Origin of the sequence: Pedobacter paludisoli, from assembly GCF_052344095.1 — a bacterium.
In the GTDB taxonomy this organism is placed as follows: Bacteria; Bacteroidota; Bacteroidia; order Sphingobacteriales; family Sphingobacteriaceae; genus Pedobacter.
The window spans coordinates 3524119-3549920 of the sequence record NZ_CP179926.1 but is presented as its reverse complement, the minus strand read 5'-3'; the positions used below and the strand labels follow the sequence as shown (position 1 = coordinate 3549920).

Here is a 25802-nt window from a genome sequence, read left to right as displayed (position 1 = left end):
TATATCGTTAAAATTAAAAAATGTTAATATCCAGCATTTTGAATCAGCGCCGTATTTTTAGCGATTTCTGATTCTAAAATAGGGAAGAGTCCATAATGTTCTGGGAAGAAATGATCACGTACAGTAACGTATTCATATGCGAAAGTTGTACCACTTCTAGTTATTTTTGCTCCCCTTATTGGCTTGGTAAAATCAACGATCGCAGTTTTCCATCTGCGGGCATCCCACATACGGTGCTCTTCCATAAATAATTCGATTGCGCGTTCATTTTGAATAAACACACGCATATCATCTTGAGACATTCCTGCTTTCATTCCATACAACCCATCTAAACCAGGATCAATTCCAGCACGCTCTCTAATTAATTTAAGCTTTTCATACACATCGGTAACAGGGCCACTGTATTCGTTCAATGCTTCTACATAATTCAACAAAATTTCTCCATAACGGATCAATGGCCAACAACGCTCTCCGTTTCCTGTAGAATTTTCCAATAGCATTTTACGTGGAAAATAGCTAGTATTAAATGCAATTGGCCCTTGAACAGCATCGGTTGTACCCGAACCAATAAATGTATTTACTGGTGCATTGTTATTGCCCGATAAAATCCACGGAGCTTGGTTGTAAATAATCGAATTGGCAAAACGAGGATCGCGGTTAACATACGGATTTGCTGGATTATAGCCCGAAGTTGCATCCGTTATATCTTTTCCATTAACCATTGGGAAGCGATCTACAATCTGCTGACTTACCGTAAAAGAATAGCCTCCCGATCTACTTTGAGGCAATAAAAATGACTCAAACTCACGTTGTAAAGGGCGCATGTTTGCAAATAAGTATTCATTATTTACACGCATTTGAAATACCCTATAAAAACCATACCCCTTTCTAGTGGTATTATCAACATATAAGCTATAATTGCCCGAATTAATAATATCTAATGCGGCATCTACGGCTTTTTTCCATCTTTCTTTATCGTAGGTATTGTATCCTGTTAAGGTATGTACATCGCCTGTTTTAGCAAATTGCCCCCCGTTGAATAAAGGACTAGCTGCATAAAGTAATACACGCGATTTTAAGCCCTGACAAGCGCCTTTCGTAATACGACCATAATCTTGCGCTCTGATGGTTAAATTCGTTTCTAAATCAGGAATTGCCGCATCACATTCGGTAACAATGTAATCTACACATTCTGCGTAGTTTGAGCGCTTTAATTTAAAATCATCCGCAATATCGTAAACAGTATCGCCAATTATTGGTACTCCGCCGTGTGCTCTAATTAACAAAAAATAATACCATGCACGTAAAAAACGGGCTTGTGCAACCATATTTTTCTTGGTTGCGGCTGTTAATGGCGCGCGGTCGATATTTTTTAAAAATACGTTTACTCTTCTTATATCTGAATAAGGGATGGACCAGAGGCTTACAAATTGTTGAACATCTGTATTTTTATTAATTAATCCTAATGCTATTGTTACAGCGGTTGTTGCAGAACCGTTATAGCGTCCTGAAACTCCCTCATCTGCAGCAGTAGCATGTCCCCCTCCAGAATGGTACCTCATATCAAACTGAAAACCAGAATCTTGGTATATTCTTGTTAGAAATGCCGTTGTATTAATACTATCTGTAAAAGTCGTTTCTTCATTTAAAAAAGTATCTTCGCTTTCATCAATCAACCCACCCTTTTTGCACGAGTAAGTTAGTGTTAAAATAGCCAAAACGGCTATTAGTAAAATTTTCCTTTTCATATTAGTTTACTTAAAATGAAACTTGTAATCCAAAATTATAAATCCTTTGTGTAGGATACACACTAATTACTGTAGTGGTACTATTTCCATTCTCAGGATCTACTTGATATAGATCGGTTACGTTTGTCCATGTTAACAAATTATTTCCATTGGCATATACACGAATCCCTTGAACGTGAAGTTTTTTTGCTAATGCTGATGTAAACTGATAACTAATCTCGGCAGTTTTTAAACGAATATAATAGTTATCGCGTGTCCAAAAATCCGAAAAGTTTGCGGTTGCATTCGGGTAGTTTGTAATAGCAGTACCGCCTAATCGTGGAAATGTTGCTGTAGCTGCTGTTTCTGGTGTCCATCTGGTTAAGTGTATAGGCTGATAATTTGAAGTACCAGGAGTGATGGTTTCTGAGTGGAAACGCGTACTATAGCCCGAAGATCCCTGAAAGAATAAATTCAGATAGAAGTTTTTGTAGCCAAAATTAAAGTTAGCCCCATAGGTTGTGTTTGGTAAATTTGGTCTTCCAATCGCCCCTTGATCCGAAGTGTCAATGATGCCATCACCATTTAAATCGGCATATTTCAAATCGCCAGGCCCTACAGCTGTAGTTGGTTTTGCAACGGTTGGATCGACAATGTCTTCTGCTGAATAAAAACCAATATAAGTCCAACCAAAATACTGACCAATTGGATTACCTGTTGCCGCTAACCAAGGATAAGCAGGTTGTGCTTCATCTTGGTACAAAATTTTATTCTTTGCATACGAAAAGGTAAAGCGTGCACCAAAAGTTAATGCCCCAAACCGATCGTTGTAGCCAATTTCTCCATCGTACCCTCTATTATTTACTCTACCTAAGTTAACTGGAGGTAAACCAACACCCAAGGTATAAGGCACACTCTTTCTGGTAGTTAAAATATCGTAGGTATCGTTGTTAAAATAATCGGCAACGATTTTGATCTTCCCTTTAAACATGTTTAAATCAATACCGATATCTAACTTTTTCGATTTTTCCCAGGTTACATTTTCATTTCCTAAATCGCCTTCCGTTATCCCAATATAAGGTGTTGGTGATGTTCCAAAGTTGTACCCTGCACTTGTATTCGGATTTGCGCCACTTGCTCCAGAACTGGTTTCATAAAATTGAACATATCGCTTTGCACCACCAATATCATCCGAACCCACCAAACCATACGATGCTCTAATTTTTAATAAATCGACAAATTTTATGTTATCGCTAAAAAACTTCTCTTCCGAAATATTCCAACCAATTGATCCAGCGGGAAACCAACCTCTGGTTTTCTCTCCGGTAAACCTGTCGGTCCCGTTATAAGCGGCATTAAATTCAATTAGATATCTATTTTTATAATCGTACCCTGTTCTAAACGTAGTACCGGTTACAACCGTTGGTATACCTGGTCCTTGATTGTCATCACCTACAGTTCCCGAATTAATTAATCTGTTATCGTTATATAAAACCAAACCATATACATGATGACTACCAAAATCGCGATTGTAGTTTAAAGAAGATTGCAAATTAACCGTCCGAAAAATACTAGAATTACTATAACTTTGGCTAAAAGGAGGTGTACGGTATTGATTTGCATTTAATGGCAAATACGGATTAACGGCTGTTGGATCGTAATAATAATATGGCAATGCCGTTCTATAAATGCTTAAATTATTATTTTGAGCACTAGCGTACGACAATAACACTTTAGCTTGTAAACCTTTGGTAATAAAATCTAATTTTTGGTTCGCGCTTGAAACAATGTTTAAATCGTTATCGAATTTTCGTGTGAAACCTGATTCTGCTAAACGCCCAATGATACTCGTGGCCGAGATATTTAAATCTGGATTATAAGGATACGATCCATTTGGATTGGTTACTGGATAGGCCCATGGTGGCAAATAATTTCCACTGTAAATTTCGCCCACAATTCCATTACCGTTTGCGTAATATGCATTACCTTGATTTGAATTATACGGGGAATTGGTTTCGCCAAAACGGCCACTCAAATCCAATCGAATAGATAGCGTTTTTGTAGCTTGAATGTCTAAGTTGGAGCGGAAGTTATAACGCTTATAGTAATAATTTGAATTTACTCCGTTGTCTGAGCTATAATCGCGGATATTACCGTTTTGCCATAAATATCCGGCTGAAACAAAGTACTTAACACTTTCCGTCCCTCCTTGAAAATCCAAATTTTGACGGGTAATTAGTGCCCCTGGTTTAAAAATTGTTTTCCACCAATCGATGTTCGGATGCCCATATGGATCTGAGCCATCTCGATAAATATTCAACTCAGCATCTGATAAATAATTCGGCTCAATTGTTGGATCCGTTCCACGGTCTGCACTTGTATTACGGATACCTTCGTTGCGTAATGATAAGGCTGTATACGAATCTAAAAACTCTGGCGTGTTTACATCCATTTGGTACCCCGTTTCTGATTTCAAATTGATGCGTGGTTTGCCTGCAACCCCTCTTTTAGTCGTAATAATCAATACCCCATTAGCCCCTTTAATACCATAAATAGCGGTAGTTGATGCATCTTTTAAAATGGATACTGTTTCAACCTCATTTGGGTCTAACTGCGATACTTTACTATAGTCGTACTCCACATCATCCACAATAATTAAGGGCTGAGTTCCACCCCCATACGTACCCACACCTCTAATAAAAAAGGCTGCTCCATCTGCCCCTGGCTGCCCTGAACGCTGTTGTGCTGTAAAGCCGGGTAATCGCCCTGCTAAAGTATTTTGAATACTCGCACTCGGGTTTTGTTTAATCTCTGTTGCTGAAATTGAGCTAATAGAACCCGTATTGGTAATTTTCTTTTGTTGACCATAACCCACTACCATCACCTCGTCTAAACCCTTAGAGTCGGTTTCTAATTTAATAGAGATAGTTGCCTTACCTGCTACGTTTACTTCACGGGTTAAATACCCAATTGATTTTACAATAATTGTTTTGCTTGTCCCTTTTAGCGCCAATTGGAAAGAACCATCTCCACCGGTGGTGGTACCGTTGTTGGTAAGGCCCTTTTCTACAATACTTGCCCCGGGCAATACCCCACCTTCGTCTGAAACTACACCCTTTATTACCGTTTGCGCAAAAGACAATGCAGGTATTAAGGTAAGCAGCACGAATAACTTACATACTATTTTATACATAACTTTACTAGTTATTGTTTAACATTTTTTAACTGTTCTCGAATTACCAACCCGGAGTTTGCGACAAACTTGGGTTTTTACTTATCTCTGAAAATGCAATTGGATAGCGGTACATTTTAGAAGCGTCAAAACTTACCTTTAACGCATCATAGGTGCTATATGAAAACGAACCGTTTGTATTTTTGATAATTTGCATACCATGCAAGGTTCCATTTAGTACGGTTTCAGCAATTTTCCAACGGCGAATATCCCAAAAGCGTTGTTCTTCGAAAGCCATTTCTACACGACGTTCTTTTCTGATTGCTTGGCGCATCTCTGCCTGGGTCATCGTTGTTTTTAAGCCATGCTGATAGCCTGCTGTTGTACCAAGAGGAATGCCCGCTCTTAAACGAATAGCTTTTAATTGATTAAACGCTTCTGTTCTATTGGCGGCATTATCTGCTGCTTCGTTTATCGCTTCTGCATAATTCAATAAAACCTCTGCGTATCTAAAAATTGGAAAGTTATGTGTTTGATTCGAATATACTGTAGCCGTATTAAAAGTAGGATTTAAGAACTTTCTCATATAGTAGCCCGTACGTGTTTGCACATTTACAGCACTACCAGGTTTATCCAAACCGCCTTCAAAGGTTTCTATTTTTCTATTTAACCAGGTTTGATCGTTGCAAAAAATAGTTTGTGCAAAGCGCGGATCTCTATTTAAGTACGGATTTGCAGGATTGTATCCTGAAGCAGGATCAGTAATTGCCCTACCGTTTGCCATATCAAATGCATCTACCAACTCTTGCGTCGGACTGGTGTATCCTCTTCCTGAAGCATTTGCTGTAGTATAGCCAACAGGAGCATTATTTGTTTCTAAATCGAACGTTACTCCGCGCTGAAAGGCTAATATCATTTCAACATTTTTACGCGTATTAAAAACACCAGCATAAGCCGAAGCTGCCGGAGTTGTAACTAACGCATACTTATTCAAACTCATTAAGTCTTTTGCTGCTTGTGCTGCCAAAGCCCATTTAGAAACATCGTTTGTTGGATTATTTAAAGGGCTTGCATCGTACAATAACACACGTGCTTTGAGTGCCATGGCAACCCCTTGCGTAATACGACCGAAATTTTCATCCGATGTTACTGCTGGATTATCAATTCGACCAGTTGCAGTTACTACTTCACACTCGTCAACGATATACTTTAAACATTCGGCATACGAATTTCTAGGCAGCAAGGTATTATCGTTTAAGCCAAAAACTCTATCGCCAATTAAGGGCACACCTCCGTAACGCTTTAGCAACTCGAAATAAGCAATTGCTCTTAAGCCACGCGCTTCTGCTTTAAAAGATTCTTTTAAACCATCTTCGTTTAAAGGAACTACATCTATATTGGCTAAAAAGATATTTACTTGACGGATTAGTGCATAATTTTTTGCCCATGCATCGTCTACCGTTTGAACGGGTGAAATACGTCCGTTGGTAAAATACTCTATTGTACTTGCCGGAGATGAACTAATTGCATCATCAGAAGCGGCATCTAAAACGTCGTTTCCGATTCTATTGTACCCATTTGGCAAACTTGAATAACAATCAGCTAGAAATGCTCTAGCCTGAACGCCAATAGAATCGGTTTTATCAAAAATATAGGAGATATTTTGTGTAATAGGCTCCGTTTCGTAAAGCGGTTTTTTACATGCAACAAAACCCATAGAAATTACCGCAGCTGCAATAATTGATTCTTTTATTTTAATTTTCATAAAGCCTATCGAATTAAAATTTAACATTTAAACCTGCATTTACTACTTTTTGCAAAGGATAGTCTGCACCATAAACCTCTGGATCAACTTGATTATAGGCCGAATGTGTAAAAGTGTTTACCGAGTTTACAAAGAAGCGTACGGAGGCCAATCTCAATTTATTGGTTAGCTTATTTGGAAGGGTATACCCTAATTCAATGTTCTTTAATCGCACATAGCTACCATCGCGTAACCAGTAAGAAGAAGTAGCTTGATTATTTGAATTTGGGCCTACAGTTAAGCGTGGCTGGGTAGCAGTAGCAGCGGTGGCAGGTGTCCATCTACCTAAGTTTTGTTCAAATGCTTGTCCTGTTCCGGTTGAACCTTGAAAAGCCCATTCGGTAATACCGCTAACATAAATGTACCGATTTTGAACCCCTTGAAGTAAGGCCGAAAAATCGAATCCTTTATAACCAAACCCTACATTTAATCCATAAAACCAAACTGGATTATTATTTTTTAACGCTTGTACATCCAACGAATTGATAATGTTATCGCCATTCAAATCTTTGTATTTAATATCTCCTGGAACCGGAGTATAACCTTGAATTTTAGCACTCGAATTTATCTCATTTTGGTTTTGAAAAAGCCCCTCAGCTACGTAGCCAAACGTTTGATCTTCTCTTTGTCCGGTACGGCTCATCGACGCAAGTGGTCTGTCTATTTCATCTTGAAATTCGATGATTTTTTGTAAAGAAAAAACGTTTGGAGCAATGTAATAATTAAAATTGCCAATATTGTTGCTATACCTTAAATCGAACTCTAATCCCGAATATCTATTGATTCCTAGGTTTTCGTTTGGATAGGTAGTACCCAATAATGCTGAACTTCTTCCTCGTTGCTGAACTAAATCGAAATTTCGATTATTAAAATAATCAGCTGTAACCGATAGCTTGTTATTAAACATGGCTATATCTATGCCTGCATCGAATTGGTTTGCTTTCTCCCATGTGATATTCGGGTTAGCCAATGCACCTTCTGCCACACCTGAATTGGAAGTTGGCGTACTGCCATACACGTACGATGTTCCTGCTACATAATACTGATTATAAGCAAAATATCCTGGATTAGCGTTTCCTGTATAAGCGTAATTTGCTCTAAGCTTCAACGTATTTAACCAAGTAGCATCCTTTAAAAAATTTTCCTTGGCCAAATTCCAGCCAATGCCAAAACCATAAAAGAACCCGTATCTATTTCCCGGTTCATAACGATTTAAACCCGAATAACTAAATGCTGTTTCCACCATGTACTTTTCAGCATAATTGTAATCTAATCTACCTGCAATATTGGTGTATATAGAAGGAATTTGACTGCCACTGCGTGCGTTTTGCGAATTATACTTAAACAACGCAGTAAATGTATTTTTGCCAAAAGTTCTGTCCCATCCGGCCGAAAAATCAACGAAGAAATTTCTAGTCTGCCCAGCATTGGTCGATTCGTTTATTTGATTTGTTTTGGTTCCGAATGATTGATAGGTTTCTGGATTGAGGGTTAAAAGTCTATAAACCACGTACTGTTTGGTACGGATAATATTCTCGGCCACACTGGTGTTAAAACTTGCCAAGCCTTTCAACCATAAACCTTTGGTTACCTTATCTAAGGTTTTTTTCAACGAAATATCTGCTGAAACATCGCGGGTACTATTGTAAAAATATCCAGACTGTGTGCTTGCTCCCCATAAGTTGGTTTGGTAATCTTGCGTTCCAGCCAATGATCCATTTGGGTTAAAAACCGGATATGCATTGTTCGGAATACTAGCCAATTGTGTAAAAATGTTATTACTACCAAAATTACTTAAGGTTGTACCTGTACCAATAGCTGCACTATTTGCTCCTGTCCCTCCTGGCTGATTACCATTTTGAATACGGGCAAATAAGTTTAAGTTTAACAAAGTTGATGGAGTTATATCAATGTCGATGTTACTTCTTACCAAGTATCGTTTATAATCGGTATTGGTGCTGTAAGTATTATTTGGATCTTCCTTTAAAATTCCACCTTGATTGAGGTAATCTAAATCTAGAAAATAACGCGTTGAATTTCCACCACCATACACATTTAAATTATAACGACTAAACGTCGAGTTTTTCTTTAAAATAGTATCGTACCAATCTACATCAGGATGAAAATAAGGATCAGAACCATCTCTATACGCGGCCAAATCTGCTTCAGTATAACGAGGGGCCTTCCCATCATTTGCCAAAGCTTCATTATATAACGTTGCGTAATCAAATGCGCCAAGTGTTTTTGGCATTTTTTGTGGAGTTTGCAATCCAGCCTGTGCGGTAAAAGAAATACGCTGTCTACCAACTTCACCTTGCCTGGTTTGAATTAAAATTGCTCCGTTTGAAGCCAATTGTCCTAACATAACGGTTGATAAGCCATCTTTCAAAATGGTAATGGATTCAATCTCCTCTGGATCTACCGAAGCATAATCTCTTGGCACTCCGTTTACTAACACCAAAGGTGATTGTCCTCGTACGGTTATGGAGGTTAAATCAGCACCTGGTCTTCCGTTTCCTTGTAGTGTATACAGACCTGGCATTCGACCCGATAAAGCATTTCCAACACCCGCCACAGGCACCTTAATTAAATCAGCATTGTAAACTGTAGAAGTTGATTGTAAATTTGTAGTTTTGCTTTGATTTCCATATAAAACCGGACTGGTTTCTTGATTTTTTAGGTTTTCTTCTAAGATGACATCCATCTTTTGAGAAACAGGCACCTCTTTAATTAAGTAGCCGTTTAACTCAAAAGATAACACATCGCCCTCAACGGCAGAAATGCTGAATAGTCCTTTCTTATCCGTATATACAGAAAGTCCAGTCACCTTCAGCGTAACCTTTACGCCAAATAGAGGGTTGCCGAAGGTATCGGTAATCTTCCCTTTTACTTCCATTCTGTTTTTCTTAAAAGATGGCAAGAGAATGTAGTGGGGATCATTTTTCAATTTGCTCTCAAAAGCCGATGCATGGCCGGAATAACCGACTCCAATCGACAGTGAGAAAAGCATGAGTTGCTTTAGGTAAATTTTACGCATGTAAAAATAGTTAGGTATAGTAAATCGTTTTATTGATTAATGAAACATACAGAGCTAATACCTCAAAAGGAGATCTATTAACTAGTGTTTATACAGAATATGTATAGAAGAAAAAGTATTTCAGATAATAAGGATAGAAATAACTCTTCTCGGAATATTTTGATAGTTAGTTTCTATTTTTCATAGGCATAATTGCCATTGATGTGCTCAATGGATCGAAAACAATAAGGATATTTTAAAATTTGGTTAATTACAATATTCAAAAACAAAGAATCTTCTACTTCCTATAAAGAGCGATCAATATGTTTTTAAACCATATCTAAAAATATTGTTCCTAATTTTAAGATGCAAATAAAAAAACAGCACAAACGTTTGATTAAACCAAAAATAGCACACTATTTCGGGCATAATTGGTCTAAAGAATCTCCTTAGAATCTTTGCTTCGCAAAAATGTTTTCGCTAAAGTTTAAAACAGAAGTTCAGCTAAAATAAAACGGCCTTTGCAATTACTCGCAAAGGCCGTACTACTAAAAAACCATATTTAATTATTTCACGGTTTTATTTAACCAAGTAACCACTATTTTTAAAACATCGGGAGATATTCCGCTTTTTATGCTCGCCACTTCATCATTCTTACACGTGACGCAGGGCAATAGAAGATGATTTAAATTTGGCATTAAATGCGTTTCTACATTTTTGTTTCCACCTGTTGCAATGTAGTTTTTCCAATTACGTAGATTGGCTTCGCCGGGTACCATTAAATCTTTATCGCCGTTTATGGCCAATACAGGAACCTTAATTTTTGCCATTGTTTTTTCGGCATTGTACTTCACTAAATACCGGTACCAAGGGCCTATGGCATTTCGTACATAACTGTAAATCGGGAAACGAAAATGATCAAATTCGATATTTAGTGTTTTAAAATAGGCGTCATCTTTCACTTTCCAGGCGGCATACGCTTCATTCAATTTGGCTTCCATGTTTGCCGAATCTGCGTATATATAAGCCGTTTTAAACATCCGTTTATTGATATCGTTTGAACGTGCTTTATCGTAATCGGGAAGTGCGGAAGCTGCAACAAGGCTTTCGTTTTGAGCAATTAACGATTCATAACCATTCATCGCTAAACCTGCTAAACTAATTAAAAAAGCAACATCCTTACTTTTTGCAGCTGCAATTGACATGGCGGCTCCGCCCTCGCTATGCCCTAATAAACCAATTTTGCGGGAATCAATTTGCTTAACACCCTTTAAATACTGCAGCGCTAATAATGCATCGTTTGCAAAATCTTCGGTGGTTGATGTTTCGTAAATCCCCGTCGTTTTTCCCACTCCACGGTCATCTACACGCAAAACAGCGTAGCCATTTTTTGTAAGTTCATTGGCAATATCCAAAAATAATTTATGCCCTGCCATGGTGCCATCCCGATCTTGTTTTCCGGTACCGGATACTAGCACAATAGCCGGGTATTTTTTATTCCCTTCGGGGATAGACAACGTTCCTCCGTAGGTAATCTTTCCATCTGGCGCGCTAAACGTTACCTCGCTTGATTGAAAATTTTGCGCAAAAGATGCTTTTACTACGAGCGATAACAAGGCCATTAAAAAACCAATTCTTCTCATTATTCCGCTTTCTTTGTCAATTCAATTAAACTCGAAATCTCATCGGCTAAACCGGTAGCACTTCCCTTAAATCCAATAGAAATAAAGCGCAGTTTTCCGTTTTTATCAATGATTAATTTTTGTGGAATTCCTGAAATGGTAAATTCTTTACAAATGCGTGTAAATACCTCTGCATTGGTTTTCTCGCCTTCGGCTTTATTATCAAACAACACTTGAAAAGGATACTTATTATCTTTAATGTATGCAGCAATTTCTGTTTTATAGGTGCTTGATGATTCTTCCGTATCGACGAAATAAAATACCACATTCGGATCATTTTTATATTTTTCTACGGCTAATTTCATCCCCGGAAAAGATGCTTTACACGGCACACACCAAGTTGCCCAAAAATCTAAAACCACTGTTTTTCCTATTAAATCGGATGATTTTACTGTTTTTCCGTTCAAATCTTGCATGCTCCATTGCGGCATGTCTTTTTTAATCATCGATGCTTTTAACTCTACTTCTCCTTTTTTCTGATCTTCCGGATTTTTAAGAGAGGTCAAATACGCTTCAAAGCCTTTTTCAGAGCCGTGTTTTTTCACGTATTTTTCCTTAATCATGCCAATCATTTCGGTAGATGCTTGGTTTAAGAACATACTCTTCTTCAGTACTACATCCAACTCGTTCACTTTTCCAGCTTGCTTTAAGGCATAGGCGTACTCATTGTTGATGGCTGCATTGCTAAATTTTAGATCTTGCTCTGCTTCGGCCGCATACTTAATAGCAGAAAGATAATTTTTCTTGAAATTTAACAAGCCCAGATAGCTGCGTGTTACATTGGTTGCAAAAACATGGTTGTACTCCTTTTTCCATTCCAATGGAGATAAATGCAGCATACTTTCTGGCTGATGATCTCTAAAATATTCAAATCTTTTCACTAACAAATCTGCATAGGTTGACAATACATTGTAATCCTGCTTTCGGTCGTATGAAATGGTGATTAATTTATAATACACCGTTGGTAAAGCCGTAAAAGAAACAGAATCTACGTACTTTGCAACGTATGGTGTATTTTTATCCTCCATTGCGCCAAAAACCATCGCACTTTGATATAAGTTACTGTAGTAGATTCTATTTTGAACATCAAATTCTTTATTTGTTTTGTACTCAGGAAAATCATTTAAAAACTTAAGTGTTGCTGCTAAAAGCGATTTTATATCCCTATGCATACTTACTTCTTTATATGCATTTAATCGAGTCAAACTTCCATTTGGAAATTTTTGATTTAGCACTTTCTCTACCGAATCCACTGTATTTTGGTCTTTCAACAACGTTTGAAGAATTCTTCTGGCGTTTAACAAATCGTTTTCACTTGCATCCGGTCTTTTAAGATATGCCAATACACGCTGTAAGCGAGGTGTCGAACTTTCCTTAAAAGTAGCAACTAAGGCCACAGAATAAGGGTATACCAAGGCTGATTTTGAGGACTGATTGAAACTAATTTCTTGATTTAACCAATGGTAGGTTGCCGAATCGCTTACTCCTTTAAAGTGCATGTAATTCGGAATATCTAGGTCATATTTTGGCGAACGCGCCAATCCCCAACCCGCATATGCTCCTGGAGCCATTAATCCTGCTCTATCTTTATCGTGAAGCATGAAGAAAAATCCTTCATTGTCGTTATTATCAACCAGGGTATCGGCTACAAATTTCAATGCCACAATTCCGCATTTATCTGCAAGCTTTAAGTCTGCTTTCCATAGATTTTTTTGACCTATCAATTTCAAATCAGAAGCGATCCATTTGTAATCGATATATTGATAAACGACCGCTCGCACATTGGTTTTTCCGACCAATTTTGTGTTGCTAGCATCGTAACTTATTGAAACCATCTTACCATTTTGCGGTTTTTCTGGCAGATATTTAAAACTACTGGTGTATTGTGCAAATAGGTTAAATGAGAAAGCGGAAATTAAGCCCAATAAAAAGATTTTTTTTAGCATGTTCTTAAGGTATAAGCGGAGCGGCGACAAGCGCTGCTCCGCTTTATTTGTATGTGTGTGTTATGGATTTTGTTGTAATTCAGGATTTAATTGACGCAAATACTCCGCAATTGGAAATACATATCGATTGCTGTTTGGTGCCAAGGTATAAGTAACTCCTGAAACGGTTCTGGTGTAAGTTTTCTGGAAAGCTGCCTCCGATTTCAAACGGCGCATATCCCACCAGCGAAGCATTCTACAAAAGAATTCACGGTGTCGTTCATCTATTACTTTCGTTAAGGCTTCGGCAGCCGTTGTTGCAGTTGAGGCTACGTAGTCAGCTGGCTTAAACCGTTTAACACGAACTTTATCCATCCACAGAATGGCATTGGCTATGTCGTTGTTACGGGCATAATATTCTGCTTTAATCAACATCATTTCCGGCACATTTGGACCAATATTGCGGGTCTCGCCAATGGCTCTGTCGCGGTAAAAGAAACGGCCACCTGCCGGCACATAAGTTGTTGATATTAGAGAAGCATCAGCGGTAAATAAATTATATCGTTGATCTTTTGTACCCAACAAATTTAAAATATCGCTGCTTAAGCGCATTCCTGTTGTGGTGTAAGCCGAAACTCCACCATTTGATACTTTTGACAAAATAACTTCAGGATCTACGGCTCTTAGCGGGTATGTACCGTAAGTAATGGCATTGATAGCACCTAAATCAACCAAGTTTCCTTTTATAGCTAATGCTTTATCGGCATTGCTATTGGCATTTGCATAATCGTTCATATACAAATAACATCTTGCCAATTCCGCGTATGCGGCTACTTTAGATGGTAACGTATTGTAGTTTTGCGTATTTGGTAATGCAGGGATGGCCGCGTTTAAATCTTTAATAATTTGATCGTACACACTCTGAAGGGAAGGCCTTGCTAAAGATTGTGAGGTAGTTGGCGTTAAAATTAACGGCACACCCAAATCGGTAGCCGCTGTTGCAGCAACATACGGCTTACAATACGTGTTTGCCAGCATTAAGTACGCATCTGCACGGTGCACCAATGCTTCGGCAACATATTGCGCTTTTTCTGCTTCTGTTCCTCCAGAACTGGTTGGCACCTCTGAAATAATGGTGTTACTGTAAGCAATTGCATTGTACATACTGTTCCAATTCGGATCAGAATAGTAATAAGCACTATTTGCAGGATAAATTACATTGCTCCATTTATAACTGTAGAGCGTCCAGATGTAATATTCACTTGCCCCCATACTGGTTAACTGCACACTTCCATCTACATAACTTACGTCATCAGAGGCATAATCAACCAATCCCGGGCCGGATTCAAATGCCGAGGTGTTGTTTAATAACAATCTATAGTTTGATGTTTCTCCTGGCACCAATGTTCCCTGAGTTTTAATCTCTACAAATTTCTGACAGCTTGCCAAGCTAAAAACCATGCAAAACAAGCTTAAACTTTTATATATCGTTTTCATATACTTCAGGATTAAAAATTAAGATTTAAAGAAAAATTGTATGACCTTGCCGCAGGAAAATTGTAGGCTGTATTTACATAGTTCACTACGTCAGGATCGTATCCTTCTTTGTTTGCTGTCCACAACAAACCTAAATTACGCACTGCAAAACCAAGTTTCGCCCCTTTAATTTGCTTTACAAATTTCTGAACTGGCAAATCATAACTCAATGAAATTTCTCTTAAACGGATGTAATCTCCTTTTAACACATTGATATCTGAATATTGATATCTCATTAAACTATAATACACTGAAGTTGCATTTCCATTTAAGCCCGGTACTGAAGTGGTTAATTCATCTCCTGCTTTTTGCCATCTATTCGCAATATCCGCACTCAAATCGTAGGTAACATTGCTTGGATTGGTTGCGTAATTTGCGATACTAGGCTTTAAAAATACACTTCCGAACTGGTAAGTTGCCATTACAAATAAGGTGAAATTTTTATATTGTAAGGATTGATTAATCGCCCCGTAATACGGAGCCTGTTTGCGTCCGGCATATTGTAATGCACCAAAAGTTGGCACCGTGGTAGTGGTTGCTTTCAGAATCGCACCGTTCTCATCGTAAATCTGCGTTAAACCGTTTGCATCTAAGCCCACATTTCTATACACCAACAATTTATCGGTTGGATATCCTGTTACAAATGAAATACTTGCAGGAGATGAATAATACGAAGTTGTTAAATTATCTTTAAAACGGTTGTCGGTTACCTCATTCGTATTGTACGAGAAGTTAGCCCCTGCAGACCAAGTTAAATCTTTTCCTCTTAAAATAGAAGCATTCAAGGAAAGATCAACGCCTTTCCCAGTTAATGATGCGGAGTTGGTGGTTAATGTGTTTACAATGGTTCCGGTATAGGTGTTATTAATCGGGAAACTATAGAGAATATCTTTTCCATTTTTCTTATATACATCTACCGAACCCGTAATTCTGTTGTCTAAAAACCCAAAATCGAGGGCTAAATTGGTTACGTATGTTTTCTCCCATCGTAATGCAGGATTTGCCGGAGCAACCAAAAATCCGTATTGTTGATTGGTGGTATAATCAGGGCTAGACGCTAAGCCCATGTACGTAAATGGATAAATATCAGTAGAAATATTTCCGTTTACTCCATAGGTTGCACGCAATGCCAAATTACTTATCCAGCTAACATTTTTCAAGAAGTCCTCTTTACTTGCATTCCATTTCAAACCGCTTGACCACAGTGGAGTTGCACGGTACTTCGCGTCTAATCCAAAATTGTTATAATCATCGTAGCGAACACTTCCCGATAAAACATATTTATCCTTATAGGTATAAGATGCATTACTAAAATAAGAAAGAAAACGACGCTTCTTGTCGCCTTGTATAGGTGCACCACCTAGGCTAAGTGAGCCATTATATCCTGCGATCGATGGATACGCCGAGCCAGCATAATTTACTGCAGCAGAAAAACCAGTTTGCATATTGTATCCATAAATTACTTGGCTTCCTTGACCCATATTGGTTTCACGCAACTCTGTTCCTGCTAACGCAGTTACTTGATGGTCTTTTCCAAAAGTATTCGAGTAATCTAACTGACTACGAAGACTGTAATTATTTACCGAGGTGTTAATTGTACTTAACGCCCCCGCATTAGAAGCTAGGCCAATACTATTGGTAGATGCCCCCGTAGGTGTAAAATAATTTAACATGTTACGAATGGTGTAGCTATTTGGATCGTAAAATACTCGACGATTACTAAAAGTACGCTCATTGGTATATTGTGCTGTTGCTGATAAGCCTTTAAAAATAGGCACGTTTAAGTTAAACCATGCTACATAATTATTATCCTTTTGTTCATCACTAGCTAGCGCCAATTCATCAATGTAATTATATTTCCAATTTTTATACGTAGCCGGTAATGTTGCGGTATAATCCGGATTTAATCGATCAAAAGCTAAACCTTTCCCATTTTGATCCGCAACTAGCGAATATGGCATCAATGTGGTACCTCCGCTTGAATTCCATAAAGTAGCTAAGGAAATTCCGTTATTTTGATAATTAAAGAACGAGCCTTTCAAGTTTGCACTTAATGTAGCCACTTTAAATAATTTCCACGAGTTGTTTAAAGTAGCGGTTAACCGTTTTCCTGAATTCCCAACCGTAAAGGGAGTTTCTTCTGCATATGAAGCCGAATAATAGTAGTTATAGGTATCCGACCCACCTCCGATTGAAAAATTATATTGTTGATTTTTTGCTTTCTGCAAAAAGTACTGCGAAATCTGTGAACGGTTATCAATGGCACTTAATTCTGCCACTTTAGCATCATAGGCTGATTGCGTAATGGTACCGGCTTTTAGTTTTAAAGCCAAAAACGTACCCGGACTGCGCATATTAATTGCATTACTGTATGAATTAGATCCATAATCAATAATGAAATTTCGGTTTACCAATTCTTTCTCATAGGCTAATTGCTGTGCCGAAGTCATGGTCTTATAATAATCCAAGTCTGGATCTTCCGAAATACTCATATTCACCGAAGCATTGATGCTCGGTTGTTTTTGACTGCCACCGCGTTTGGTTGTGATAACAATTACTCCATTGGCAGCACGTACACCCCAAATGGAAGCTGCCGCAGCATCTTTCAAAAAGGTAATATTTTCTACATCATTTGGATTAAGGGTTGATATATCCATTTCAGAAACGGCTCCATCGATTACCACAAGCGGAAATGTTTCACTAATTAAGGAACTCGTTCCTCGTATATTCATGTTATAATCGTTCCTTCCACGTGTTCTGGTTCCTCCACTTAAAGACGCTTGAGCCCCGGTTGAGGTACCCGAACTATAGGCAAAACTACGGTCGCTTGATAAGACATCAATTTTAACACCTGCTGCTAAGCCTTCTAAACGTTGCAGAACATTTGGAACAGAAATTTGCGCCAACTGCTTTGCGGTAACCACCGATGCTGCCCCTGTAATGCGTTCTTTTGATAACGTTTGGTATCCATTTGAAACCACGTTCACATCTTGTAATTGATTCGCTGCTGATGGGGTAAGCGAAACAGTTACATTTTTACTGTTCGGGGTAATATTTAATGAGGCCGTTTGATACCCAACATATGAAAAGCTAAGCATTGTTGCATTACTTGGAACAAAAAAAGCAAACTTCCCTTTACTATCGGTAACTTTTACCGTGTTGGAAGCATTCGACTTAATGGTTACGCCTGGAAGTGGCCCTCCCGTCTCATCTAAAACCTCTCCTGTTAGGTAAAACTCATCGCTTTTGTTATCCACCGCAGAAACTACTCCTGCATTTTGAGTCGGAGTCGTTAGCTTCTCATCTCTGCTGACAATGGTATAGGTTCCTTCGCTCACATACAAAAACAACAAATTATTTGCGTACAGTGTGCGCTTTAAAGCTTCATCTAAAGATTTTGCCTTTAAACTTTCGCTTGAAGTAAATTTTCCTTGAACAATTCCATGTTCGTAGGCAAACTTCGTTTTGTATTTCTTCGAAATAGCGTTCAATGCCTCCTCTACGGTAATTCTCTTATCTTGTGCCAGTACATGAAGATTCATGCTGAACGAAAAGAGAACGAGCAGAAGAAGTTGAACTGATTTGGTAAAACTTCTGGTCATTTTGTTTGGTTGTTTGATTGTTTGGTTGGTTTTAAATCATTATCGCCGTGTTTCTAAGCGGATGATTTTTCCTTCTTTTTTAATGTTTACATTTAAAATATTACTCAGGGTGAACAGTAAACTTTGCTCACTCTTTATAGAGATGCTTCCATCGATTTTTTTCTGGCCCAAAGCCGGGTTATCTAGAATAACTTTGTAGCCGTATAAATCTTCGAAAGCTGCGATAATTTCATTTACACTTGTTTGATTGACGATTAACTTCCCGTCCGTCCAAGCCGATATCATAGCTGGGTCTTGCTCGTCGTGGATTAATTCGCCATTTGAGGCATTTACTTTTAATACATTGCCTGGTGTCATAATATATTGAGCACCTGTTTTAATCGATTTTACCTGTACCTTACCATTAATTAAAGCAATGTGGGCAACACCATGGCGTTCTTTCAAATTAAATTCGGTTCCCAAAACCTGTACTTCAACACTTCCAGTTTCGGCCTGAAACAATTCGCCATTTTTAATTTGCTTTGGGTTTTGGTTAAGGTGTTTAACCTTAAAATAGGCTTCCCCATCTAACACAATTGAACGTACTTTTTTCCATTTATACGCTCTTGGATATGAAAGTGTTGAATTCGCGTTTAATGTAACTTCGGTTCCGTCTGCCAACACTAATTCCTTTACTTGGCCGAATTCAGTTCGGATGGTTACTGTACTGTTGAAATACCAGGCTCCTGCAAATACCAGTGCCAAGCTAGCGGCAATAGACGACGACCATGCCCAAAGCGCAAGCACTTTGCGTTTCTTCTGTTGGATTTGATCAATACTTCGATTAATATCTGCCTGCAAATTCTTCATAAAACCTGTCGGAACAGGAATCGCTTTTGCACTAAGAATGACCTCTAACTCTAAACGAGCATCTTCAAAGACACTTTTACTCGTTGTATTTTCTAATGCCCAATTTTCCCAAAACACAACATCCTCTGGGTCTTTAAACTTCACATACCGAATAAAATCGGCATCAAGTAAAAACTCTTCCGTTGTAAATTGATGATAAGTTTTTTGAGTCATAGTTTGGGCTTTTTATGCACTTGTCTCTATAAAGACAATAAACGACAAAAAAACACCCCAAAGTTTTTAACTTTTTTTTAAAAAAATTAAAAATGCCCATTTTTACATTAAAATGATTGCTTTTGTTGGGCAGAAAACACCCGTTCGCTGAGAAAAAGAGACAAAAACAAGTAATAAAACTGCTTAAGATTTAATTGTATACAGCATTGCCAATAACAATGCTTTATCAACACCCATAATAAGACGCAGCGATTCAAGCGCGCGCGCATTCAATTTATACGTGCCTTTCAGTGTCATATCCATTACCGCAGCAATTTCGGTGTAGTCCATTTCCTCATAATACTTCAGGTATAAAATTTCTTTTTGCCTAGCTGTTAATTGGTTCATGGCTGCTGTCAGGTTAACGGCCTTTTCCTCCTGCTCTTCTTTCTTAATAAATTCTGACTCTACCGTAAATTTCAAATCGAAATGCATATCGCCCTCTACTTCTACCTTTTGAAATTTATTTTCACTGATTCTGTAGTTTGTAATTCCGTTTCTTAATGATGAAATTAAGTAGTTCTTCACCTTATCTACGCTGCTTAACTTCTTACGATCGACCCAAAGTTTCACAAACAGATTTTGAATACAATCATACACTCCTTCTTCTTCCTGCAGTAAACGCATCCCGTAGGTAAACAACGACTGAAAATACTTGGTGTAAAGCACATCAAGGGCCTCCCTTTCTCCGCGCTGCAACCTTTGCCAAAGTTCAATATCGTCTGTGTTATTTATCAAAAAAAGAGAATTTAATATCCAAATAACTTAAAAAATTTTGACATAAGCCACAATCTTTTACACCAAGTGAACACATGGAGCAAGTTTTCAATTTTTTTAACAAATTTTATCATTCACAGCCGTATTATTGATTTTATCTGACAACAAAACGAGAGATTGATTTTTTAACTAAGCGAGAACAAACAAAAAAACGCCCGCAAAATGCGAGCGTTTTCATTCTTATCTACCGTGCGTTAGGGGTTTACATCCAGTTTTTTTCCTGCCAAATCTTCCCATCTGTAAAAATGAAAGGTTCTATCATCGCTCATAGCTACGACTAAGCCGTGTTTGAAATCGGCATTTAAAGGTGTCGAAACCGCATCTAGCCCATCGGTTTGATTCGCCGAATATTTCAGTGTACTAAGCAAAGGGTGTTGATTCACAGCCCCTTCCTTACCTTGTCTGCTATATACTTTTAATTGTCTTGAACCTTGATCTGAAACAAGAATATATCCCTTATTTCCTGCTGTTTTATAGATAGCTATTCCCTCGTTATCGACCGAAAAATCACCCTGACCGAATAAGGCAAGCTCTTCATTTCCTTTTGCGGGATCTGCGTAGTACTTTCTAATTCCCTCTTGTTCATCCGAATAATACACATAGCCTAGTTCATTATCCACCGCAATGGATTCTATTTCTTTCTTTCCACTGTACTTTCCAAATTTTCGCACCAAATCTGCTTTTACATTTCCACTACCATTATCCGAAAGCAGATATTGCCATAAATAACCACCAGTAGTGGGTCCTGTTTTACGTCCTACAATGGCATAAATTTTCCCCAATGAGTCGGTGTATAAAGCAATCCCCATCAAATCGCGGAACTCCAAAGCTGTTTCATTTTCAAATACTGGAATTCCGCCCTCATCAATCGCTTTCATATCTGGCAAGCTATAGATACGCAGCTTGTGGGTGTACCTTTCGGTGGTTACGACGATATCGGTTTTTTTACCATTCAACAGCAAACCATAGGCTATATCCACATTATTAGGCCGTTGTAGTCCTTTTATGGTTTTAGAGGGAATACTTTTCCCTTTTAAATCGAAAACGTACAAACCTCCGTTCGCGTCTTTATCGGTACCAATGACCAAGGACTGCTCCGGATGGCTTGCGTTGACCCAAATTGCCGGATCATCTGAATCTACACCTACCGGGTCGGAAACGTAAAGCGGCTTTACAGCATCCTTATCCAGCGGTTGCGGAATACCGGTACATGAAACGCCAAAACTTAAAAATGCAAGGGCTATTATTGATAATTTACTTTTCATTTTAATTTTTAATACCATACGCTCCTACAAATGTTGAAGGTTCTGGCGATGTATACGTAATTCCATTTTTCATCACAATTCCTGCTTTGTGGTAGCGCGTAAAGCTCGTAATTCCTTTACCCAAGGCCGGAGAATTTCCTTGTAGATGAAAATCCCATGCCGTATTATAATCGGCATTGGTAACCGCCGTATTTACAGGATAATTTACAAATTTTGGATCATTTGCACCGGCAACAGTGCTAATCACATCATTTTTACCGCCAACAATATCGCCCGTTGGCTGAAATTGATTTACTGTTGTTTGATCAAATCCATAATACCAGTTATTGCTGTACGATGAACGGGCGTCTTCTGGTTTCTTCGGATCTCTTTTTACACCAAAGCGCGTATTAGCAAAAAGATTATTAAACAAATCAGCACGCACGGTACTTTCTAACCAAATCGATCCACCTTTTGCTGTTGGTCTTCTCCAACCTGTGTTCACGAGGGTGTTGTTGTAGGCAATAATATAGGTTTGTGGTAATTTATCGCCCGTATTTGATAGTTTTAAAGCATTTGTATTTGTACTATAAACCAAGTTATAGGCTATGTCTGCTAAACATCCCGATTTAAAGTTCATTGCTTCTCCACCCGTTACGCCAGTCGTATAAAAAACGTTGTTCGCGAAAATGATTTTACCCCCTTCAATATAGGTACAATCTTCTTGAAGGTTTCTAAAAATACTGTTCTGAACCACCAATCGCCCGTTTGCATTTGAAAACCAAAGCGCTGGAAGGTTTTCACCAGCAACGGCTTTGTATAGCCCCATTTTAACAGAGGTTGACGCATCAGAAGTTGTTGAACCACCGTATTCGATAATGGCATGATCCAACACCAATTCTTCGCAAGTTGGTGCGGCTAAAATACCACCCCAAAGCTTTCCAAATTTCTTTGCTGCTGTTTTATAAAATTCGTTTACCGTAAATTTAATTGGATTATCGGCTGTTCCTAAGGCGTACAAATTTCCTTTTACAATAATTTCTGGTTTCGCGATTGTGTCCATCAACACCGTCACGCCTTCTTCAATGGTAAGCGACTTTCCTGCCGGGATGATAATATCCCCTTTGATTACTTGCGTGCTACCTTTCGACCAAACGCCCGAAACTTCGCCAATGGCCGATCCGTCCACAGCCGTGGTATCGACATCAACATTTGCTTTTTCACATCCTGCTAACCCTAGCAATGCGAAAATCATTACGCTAAAAATATGCTTCGATTTCATGTTTTTACTTTAAAATTTTAATTAATTAAACTTATATCGTATCCCGATGAGGTAGTTCTGTCCGTAATAATCCTCTCTGATTAACGTGCGTCCGTTCTCTACTAAATTTTCACTTATTTTATCATTCTCCGGATTGGTTCCTTTGATGTACAGCTTCATTGGTGTATTTAAAAGATTATTTGCTTTAGCAAAAATTCCTAAGCCATTTTTAAAGCGTTTTTCAACCGATGCATCCACTTGAATAAATCCACCCTGCCATAAATCATTGTTTAAAAACTGTGACACTGTATTGATTCGAGGGCCTGTATAACCGCCCGCTAATTGCGCATCCCATCTTTTCTTGGTGTCTTTAAACAAAATAGATAAGTTGGCGACATGTGCCGCTTGACCATACAACGGACGCTCTTGATCAACCGATATAGCCTGAATATCACCTGTAGTGCTGTTAATTGTACGTGTTGTTTTAGGCGTAGTAATGCTCGAGTGTGTATACGTATAATTTGCTTTAATGCCTATTTTATGGAAATACTTGATATAATCTAGCTCCGCACCAAAGTTATTGGCGGTTCCAAAATTACCCGGTGAGTAATAAATATCCTGACCACGCGTAGCATCTGCCTGAAAAGTATACTCAATTGGATCTTTTATTCTTTTGTAAAAAGCACCTACCAACAATTGTTCAGATGCACCAGGGAAAAGTTCATACCGTAAATCAAAATTATCAGCAATTGCTCTTTTTAAATTTGGATTTCCACGTTCCTGAAACTCTTCATTTACAACCTTACTTGGCACAATTTCATAAAATCCAGGACGATTAAGTGCTTTGTAGTATGAAGCATGTAACTGCGCTTTTTCGCTTAAAAAGTATTTTGCTGTTAAACTTGGTAGCAGATCGGTGTATACTTGTTGTCCTTTTGGAGCAGTTTCTCCTGCTGAAAAAAGCATGTTGTATCCTTGATCAGTATGCTCTACACGCAACCCTCCTGTTACTTCTAATTTACGCGCGGCGTAGACAAACATTCCGTATCCGGCTCCAATTTTTTCCGATGCATCGTAGGTTAAAGGATTTGCCACGGCACCTGTTGGGTTACTTACCACTAAATTTAAATCCGTATAATTTTGATAATCTACACCATAAAGCAAGCCTGCATTTGCTGCTGCTGGTGCCAACGTGTAGTTGTTATAAAAACTACTTCTTTGCTTATCGCGATATAAACCACCCGCTCTTACATCCAATTTATCTTCTCCAATCATGAAACGATAGGTAAGATCAAGGTATCCGGCTAGGTCTTCATCGGTATTACGTTCCCATCTGCGGTTAACCGGCGAAGTATTTACCAACGTAGTTTTCTTCGTTTGAAAATTTTGCTCAACTCCATTTAAACTGATGGTGGTATTATCCGGAACTTCATTTTTTGCCGATGAATACACCGCCGACCATTGCACTTTAAACTTTTCATTAAAAAATTTATGATCGCCATGAAGTGTGCTGTTATAAATTTGCTGCTCGGTGGTTCTACTTCGGGTAGTATATACCAACTCCGCATTGCCTAAAGTTGGATTATATTGTCCGTTATAAGTCGTCGTTACAGCATCTCGTAATTGATCATTTTTAAGATTTACATACATGTTGTATAAACTTATCTGATGATCTTTATTAAAAGCGTAATCTACTTTACCGTGCAAACCCGTCCGTGCTTGGCGCTCTGAATATTCTCTATAATTTTTACTTGTAATTACTGCGTAGGCATCGGTTCCATTTACCGAGCTATTATAAAAAGTACTGTTGCTTCCGCGATAGGTATTTTGGTAGCTACCGGCTAATTCAACACCTAATTTACCATCCAAGAAACGTTGGCCAAGGGATAAACTTCCAACTAAATTAGGGGCTGGATTTTTGTAGGTATAATCTAACGTTCCTTTGGTAAAATCATTTTGCGTAGCATTGTAGCTTTTGCCGTTTAGCTCATAAGGCGATTTACTTGAAATGCCTGTTGCATCATAAGCTACAAATTTTCTATCAAAAAATAACTGACTATAGCCAGTTGCTAAATTTACATTTAGCTGAAATCTGCTTGGTGCATTTTTCATTACCATGTTTACAGCTCCCCCAATTGCATCGCCTTCCAAATTTGGTGTCAAGGTTTTATAAACTTCTAACCTTTCCATTAAATCTGAGGGAAAAAGATCTAAGGGAACATAGCGGTATTTGTTATCAGGGCTTGGAATTTTAACGCCATTTACCAAAGTGTAATTGTATCGTTTATCCATACCACGGATAATGGCATATTGACCATCTCCACTACTGTTTCGCTCAAGTGAAATTCCTGAAACCCGCTGCACAACATTGGCCACAGTTAAATCGGGCGAAATTTCAATTGCTTTACCCGAAACGATGTTCATGATTTGTTGTGAATTTTTTTCCAATCGGCGTGCTCCCTGATCGGTTGAGCCTGCAACGCTTGTTTTAATGGTTACATCATCCAAATTTTTGGTATCTGCTACCATGTAAAATTTCAAATGTTCGTTGTCTTCTTTCTGAACCTCTACTGTTTGGGTTTGGGTAAGATAAGTTAAGAAGGTAACGCTAATTTTTACCTTTCCGGGAGATAGTTTTTTAAACTCAAAAGTACCATCAAGCCCTGTGCTGGTTACCATGTGTGGGTTTTCTAAAACAACTGTGGCTCCCACAATAGCCTCGCCTGTCTGCTTATCGTAAACATGGCCTTTGATTTTTGTTGCCTGCGCACTGCCGGCACAAAAAACGAATAAAAACAGAATTTGTAAAAGTTTGTTCATTGCTTTTGATAATGTCATTTTATTTGCGACGGGACAAAGGTGTACACGGAAAATAAAATAGTGAAATACTGAGGGTTACATAAAGGCAACAGCGTTACAAAGGCCATATATCAGAAAGCAACACAAAAAAACAAA

The 25802-nt window shown here is 38.3% G+C and carries 13 protein-coding genes; all 13 read right to left on the bottom strand.

What is annotated here, in order from left to right; translation table 11 throughout:
* Positions 1-23: 23 nt before the first annotated feature.
* The 13 genes from ACJVDK_RS14545 to ACJVDK_RS14485 all read right to left on the bottom strand — a co-directional run bounded on the left by ACJVDK_RS14545 (position 24) and on the right by ACJVDK_RS14485 (position 25667).
* Entirely contained in the window at positions 24-1748 is a 1725-nt protein-coding gene (locus ACJVDK_RS14545) for a RagB/SusD family nutrient uptake outer membrane protein (protein ID WP_443937394.1), read from the bottom strand.
* 10 nt (positions 1749-1758) lie between these two features.
* On the bottom strand, positions 1759-4920 hold the full coding sequence (locus ACJVDK_RS14540; protein ID WP_443937393.1) for a SusC/RagA family TonB-linked outer membrane protein: 3162 nt from the start codon (positions 4918-4920) through the stop codon (positions 1759-1761).
* A gap of 43 nt (positions 4921-4963) precedes the next feature.
* Positions 4964-6664 (bottom strand): RagB/SusD family nutrient uptake outer membrane protein, encoded by a 1701-nt coding sequence (locus tag ACJVDK_RS14535; protein WP_443937392.1) that lies wholly within the window; start codon positions 6662-6664, stop codon positions 4964-4966.
* Positions 6665-6677: 13 nt separating this feature from the next.
* Positions 6678-9740 (bottom strand): SusC/RagA family TonB-linked outer membrane protein, encoded by a 3063-nt coding sequence (locus ACJVDK_RS14530; protein WP_443937391.1) that lies wholly within the window; start codon positions 9738-9740, stop codon positions 6678-6680.
* A 545-nt stretch (positions 9741-10285) separates the two neighbouring features.
* On the bottom strand, positions 10286-11362 hold the full coding sequence (locus ACJVDK_RS14525) for an alpha/beta hydrolase family protein (RefSeq protein WP_443937390.1): 1077 nt from the start codon (positions 11360-11362) through the stop codon (positions 10286-10288).
* A complete protein-coding gene (locus tag ACJVDK_RS14520) occupies positions 11362-13347 on the bottom strand; it encodes a TlpA family protein disulfide reductase (RefSeq protein WP_443937389.1) in 1986 nt (661 codons plus the stop codon). The genes ACJVDK_RS14525 and ACJVDK_RS14520 overlap by 1 nt, the downstream gene beginning before the upstream one ends.
* Positions 13348-13407: 60 nt before the next feature.
* A complete protein-coding gene (locus ACJVDK_RS14515; protein WP_443937388.1) occupies positions 13408-14823 on the bottom strand; it encodes a RagB/SusD family nutrient uptake outer membrane protein in 1416 nt (471 codons plus the stop codon).
* Positions 14824-14834: 11 nt separating this feature from the next.
* A complete protein-coding gene (locus ACJVDK_RS14510) occupies positions 14835-18464 on the bottom strand; it encodes a SusC/RagA family TonB-linked outer membrane protein (RefSeq protein WP_443937387.1) in 3630 nt (1209 codons plus the stop codon).
* A 39-nt stretch (positions 18465-18503) separates the two neighbouring features.
* Positions 18504-19526, bottom strand: a complete 1023-nt coding sequence (locus tag ACJVDK_RS14505) for a FecR family protein (protein ID WP_443937386.1) — start codon at positions 19524-19526, stop codon at positions 18504-18506.
* Positions 19527-19709: 183 nt separating this feature from the next.
* Positions 19710-20303 carry an RNA polymerase sigma factor gene (locus ACJVDK_RS14500; RefSeq protein WP_443937385.1) on the bottom strand — a complete coding sequence of 198 codons (594 nt, stop codon included), beginning with the start codon at positions 20301-20303 and terminating at the stop codon, positions 19710-19712.
* Between the two features lie 233 nt (positions 20304-20536).
* Positions 20537-21607, bottom strand: a complete 1071-nt coding sequence (locus ACJVDK_RS14495) for a phytase (protein ID WP_443937384.1) — start codon at positions 21605-21607, stop codon at positions 20537-20539.
* A 1-nt stretch (position 21608) separates the two neighbouring features.
* A complete protein-coding gene (locus tag ACJVDK_RS14490; protein ID WP_443937383.1) occupies positions 21609-22868 on the bottom strand; it encodes a right-handed parallel beta-helix repeat-containing protein in 1260 nt (419 codons plus the stop codon).
* Positions 22869-22889: 21 nt separating this feature from the next.
* Entirely contained in the window at positions 22890-25667 is a 2778-nt protein-coding gene (locus ACJVDK_RS14485) for a TonB-dependent receptor domain-containing protein (RefSeq protein WP_443937382.1), read from the bottom strand.
* Positions 25668-25802: the final 135 nt, after the last annotated feature.

What these genes read in the sequence shown, in the direction of transcription:
- ACJVDK_RS14545 (WP_443937394.1), bottom strand. Translation starts at nt 1,748, where the DNA reads ATGAAAAGGAAAATTTTACTAATAGCCGTTTTGGCTATTTTAACACTA.
- ACJVDK_RS14540 (WP_443937393.1), bottom strand. Translation starts at nt 4,920, where the DNA reads ATGTATAAAATAGTATGTAAGTTATTCGTGCTGCTTACCTTAATACCT.
- ACJVDK_RS14535 (WP_443937392.1), bottom strand. Translation starts at nt 6,664, where the DNA reads ATGAAAATTAAAATAAAAGAATCAATTATTGCAGCTGCGGTAATTTCT.
- ACJVDK_RS14530 (WP_443937391.1), bottom strand. Translation starts at nt 9,740, where the DNA reads ATGCGTAAAATTTACCTAAAGCAACTCATGCTTTTCTCACTGTCGATT.
- ACJVDK_RS14525 (WP_443937390.1), bottom strand. Translation starts at nt 11,362, where the DNA reads ATGAGAAGAATTGGTTTTTTAATGGCCTTGTTATCGCTCGTAGTAAAA.
- ACJVDK_RS14520 (WP_443937389.1), bottom strand. Translation starts at nt 13,347, where the DNA reads ATGCTAAAAAAAATCTTTTTATTGGGCTTAATTTCCGCTTTCTCATTT.
- ACJVDK_RS14515 (WP_443937388.1), bottom strand. Translation starts at nt 14,823, where the DNA reads ATGAAAACGATATATAAAAGTTTAAGCTTGTTTTGCATGGTTTTTAGC.
- ACJVDK_RS14510 (WP_443937387.1), bottom strand. Translation starts at nt 18,464, where the DNA reads ATGACCAGAAGTTTTACCAAATCAGTTCAACTTCTTCTGCTCGTTCTC.
- ACJVDK_RS14505 (WP_443937386.1), bottom strand. Translation starts at nt 19,526, where the DNA reads ATGACTCAAAAAACTTATCATCAATTTACAACGGAAGAGTTTTTACTT.
- ACJVDK_RS14495 (WP_443937384.1), bottom strand. Translation starts at nt 21,607, where the DNA reads ATGAAAAGTAAATTATCAATAATAGCCCTTGCATTTTTAAGTTTTGGC.
- ACJVDK_RS14490 (WP_443937383.1), bottom strand. Translation starts at nt 22,868, where the DNA reads ATGAAATCGAAGCATATTTTTAGCGTAATGATTTTCGCATTGCTAGGG.
- ACJVDK_RS14485 (WP_443937382.1), bottom strand. Translation starts at nt 25,667, where the DNA reads ATGAACAAACTTTTACAAATTCTGTTTTTATTCGTTTTTTGTGCCGGC.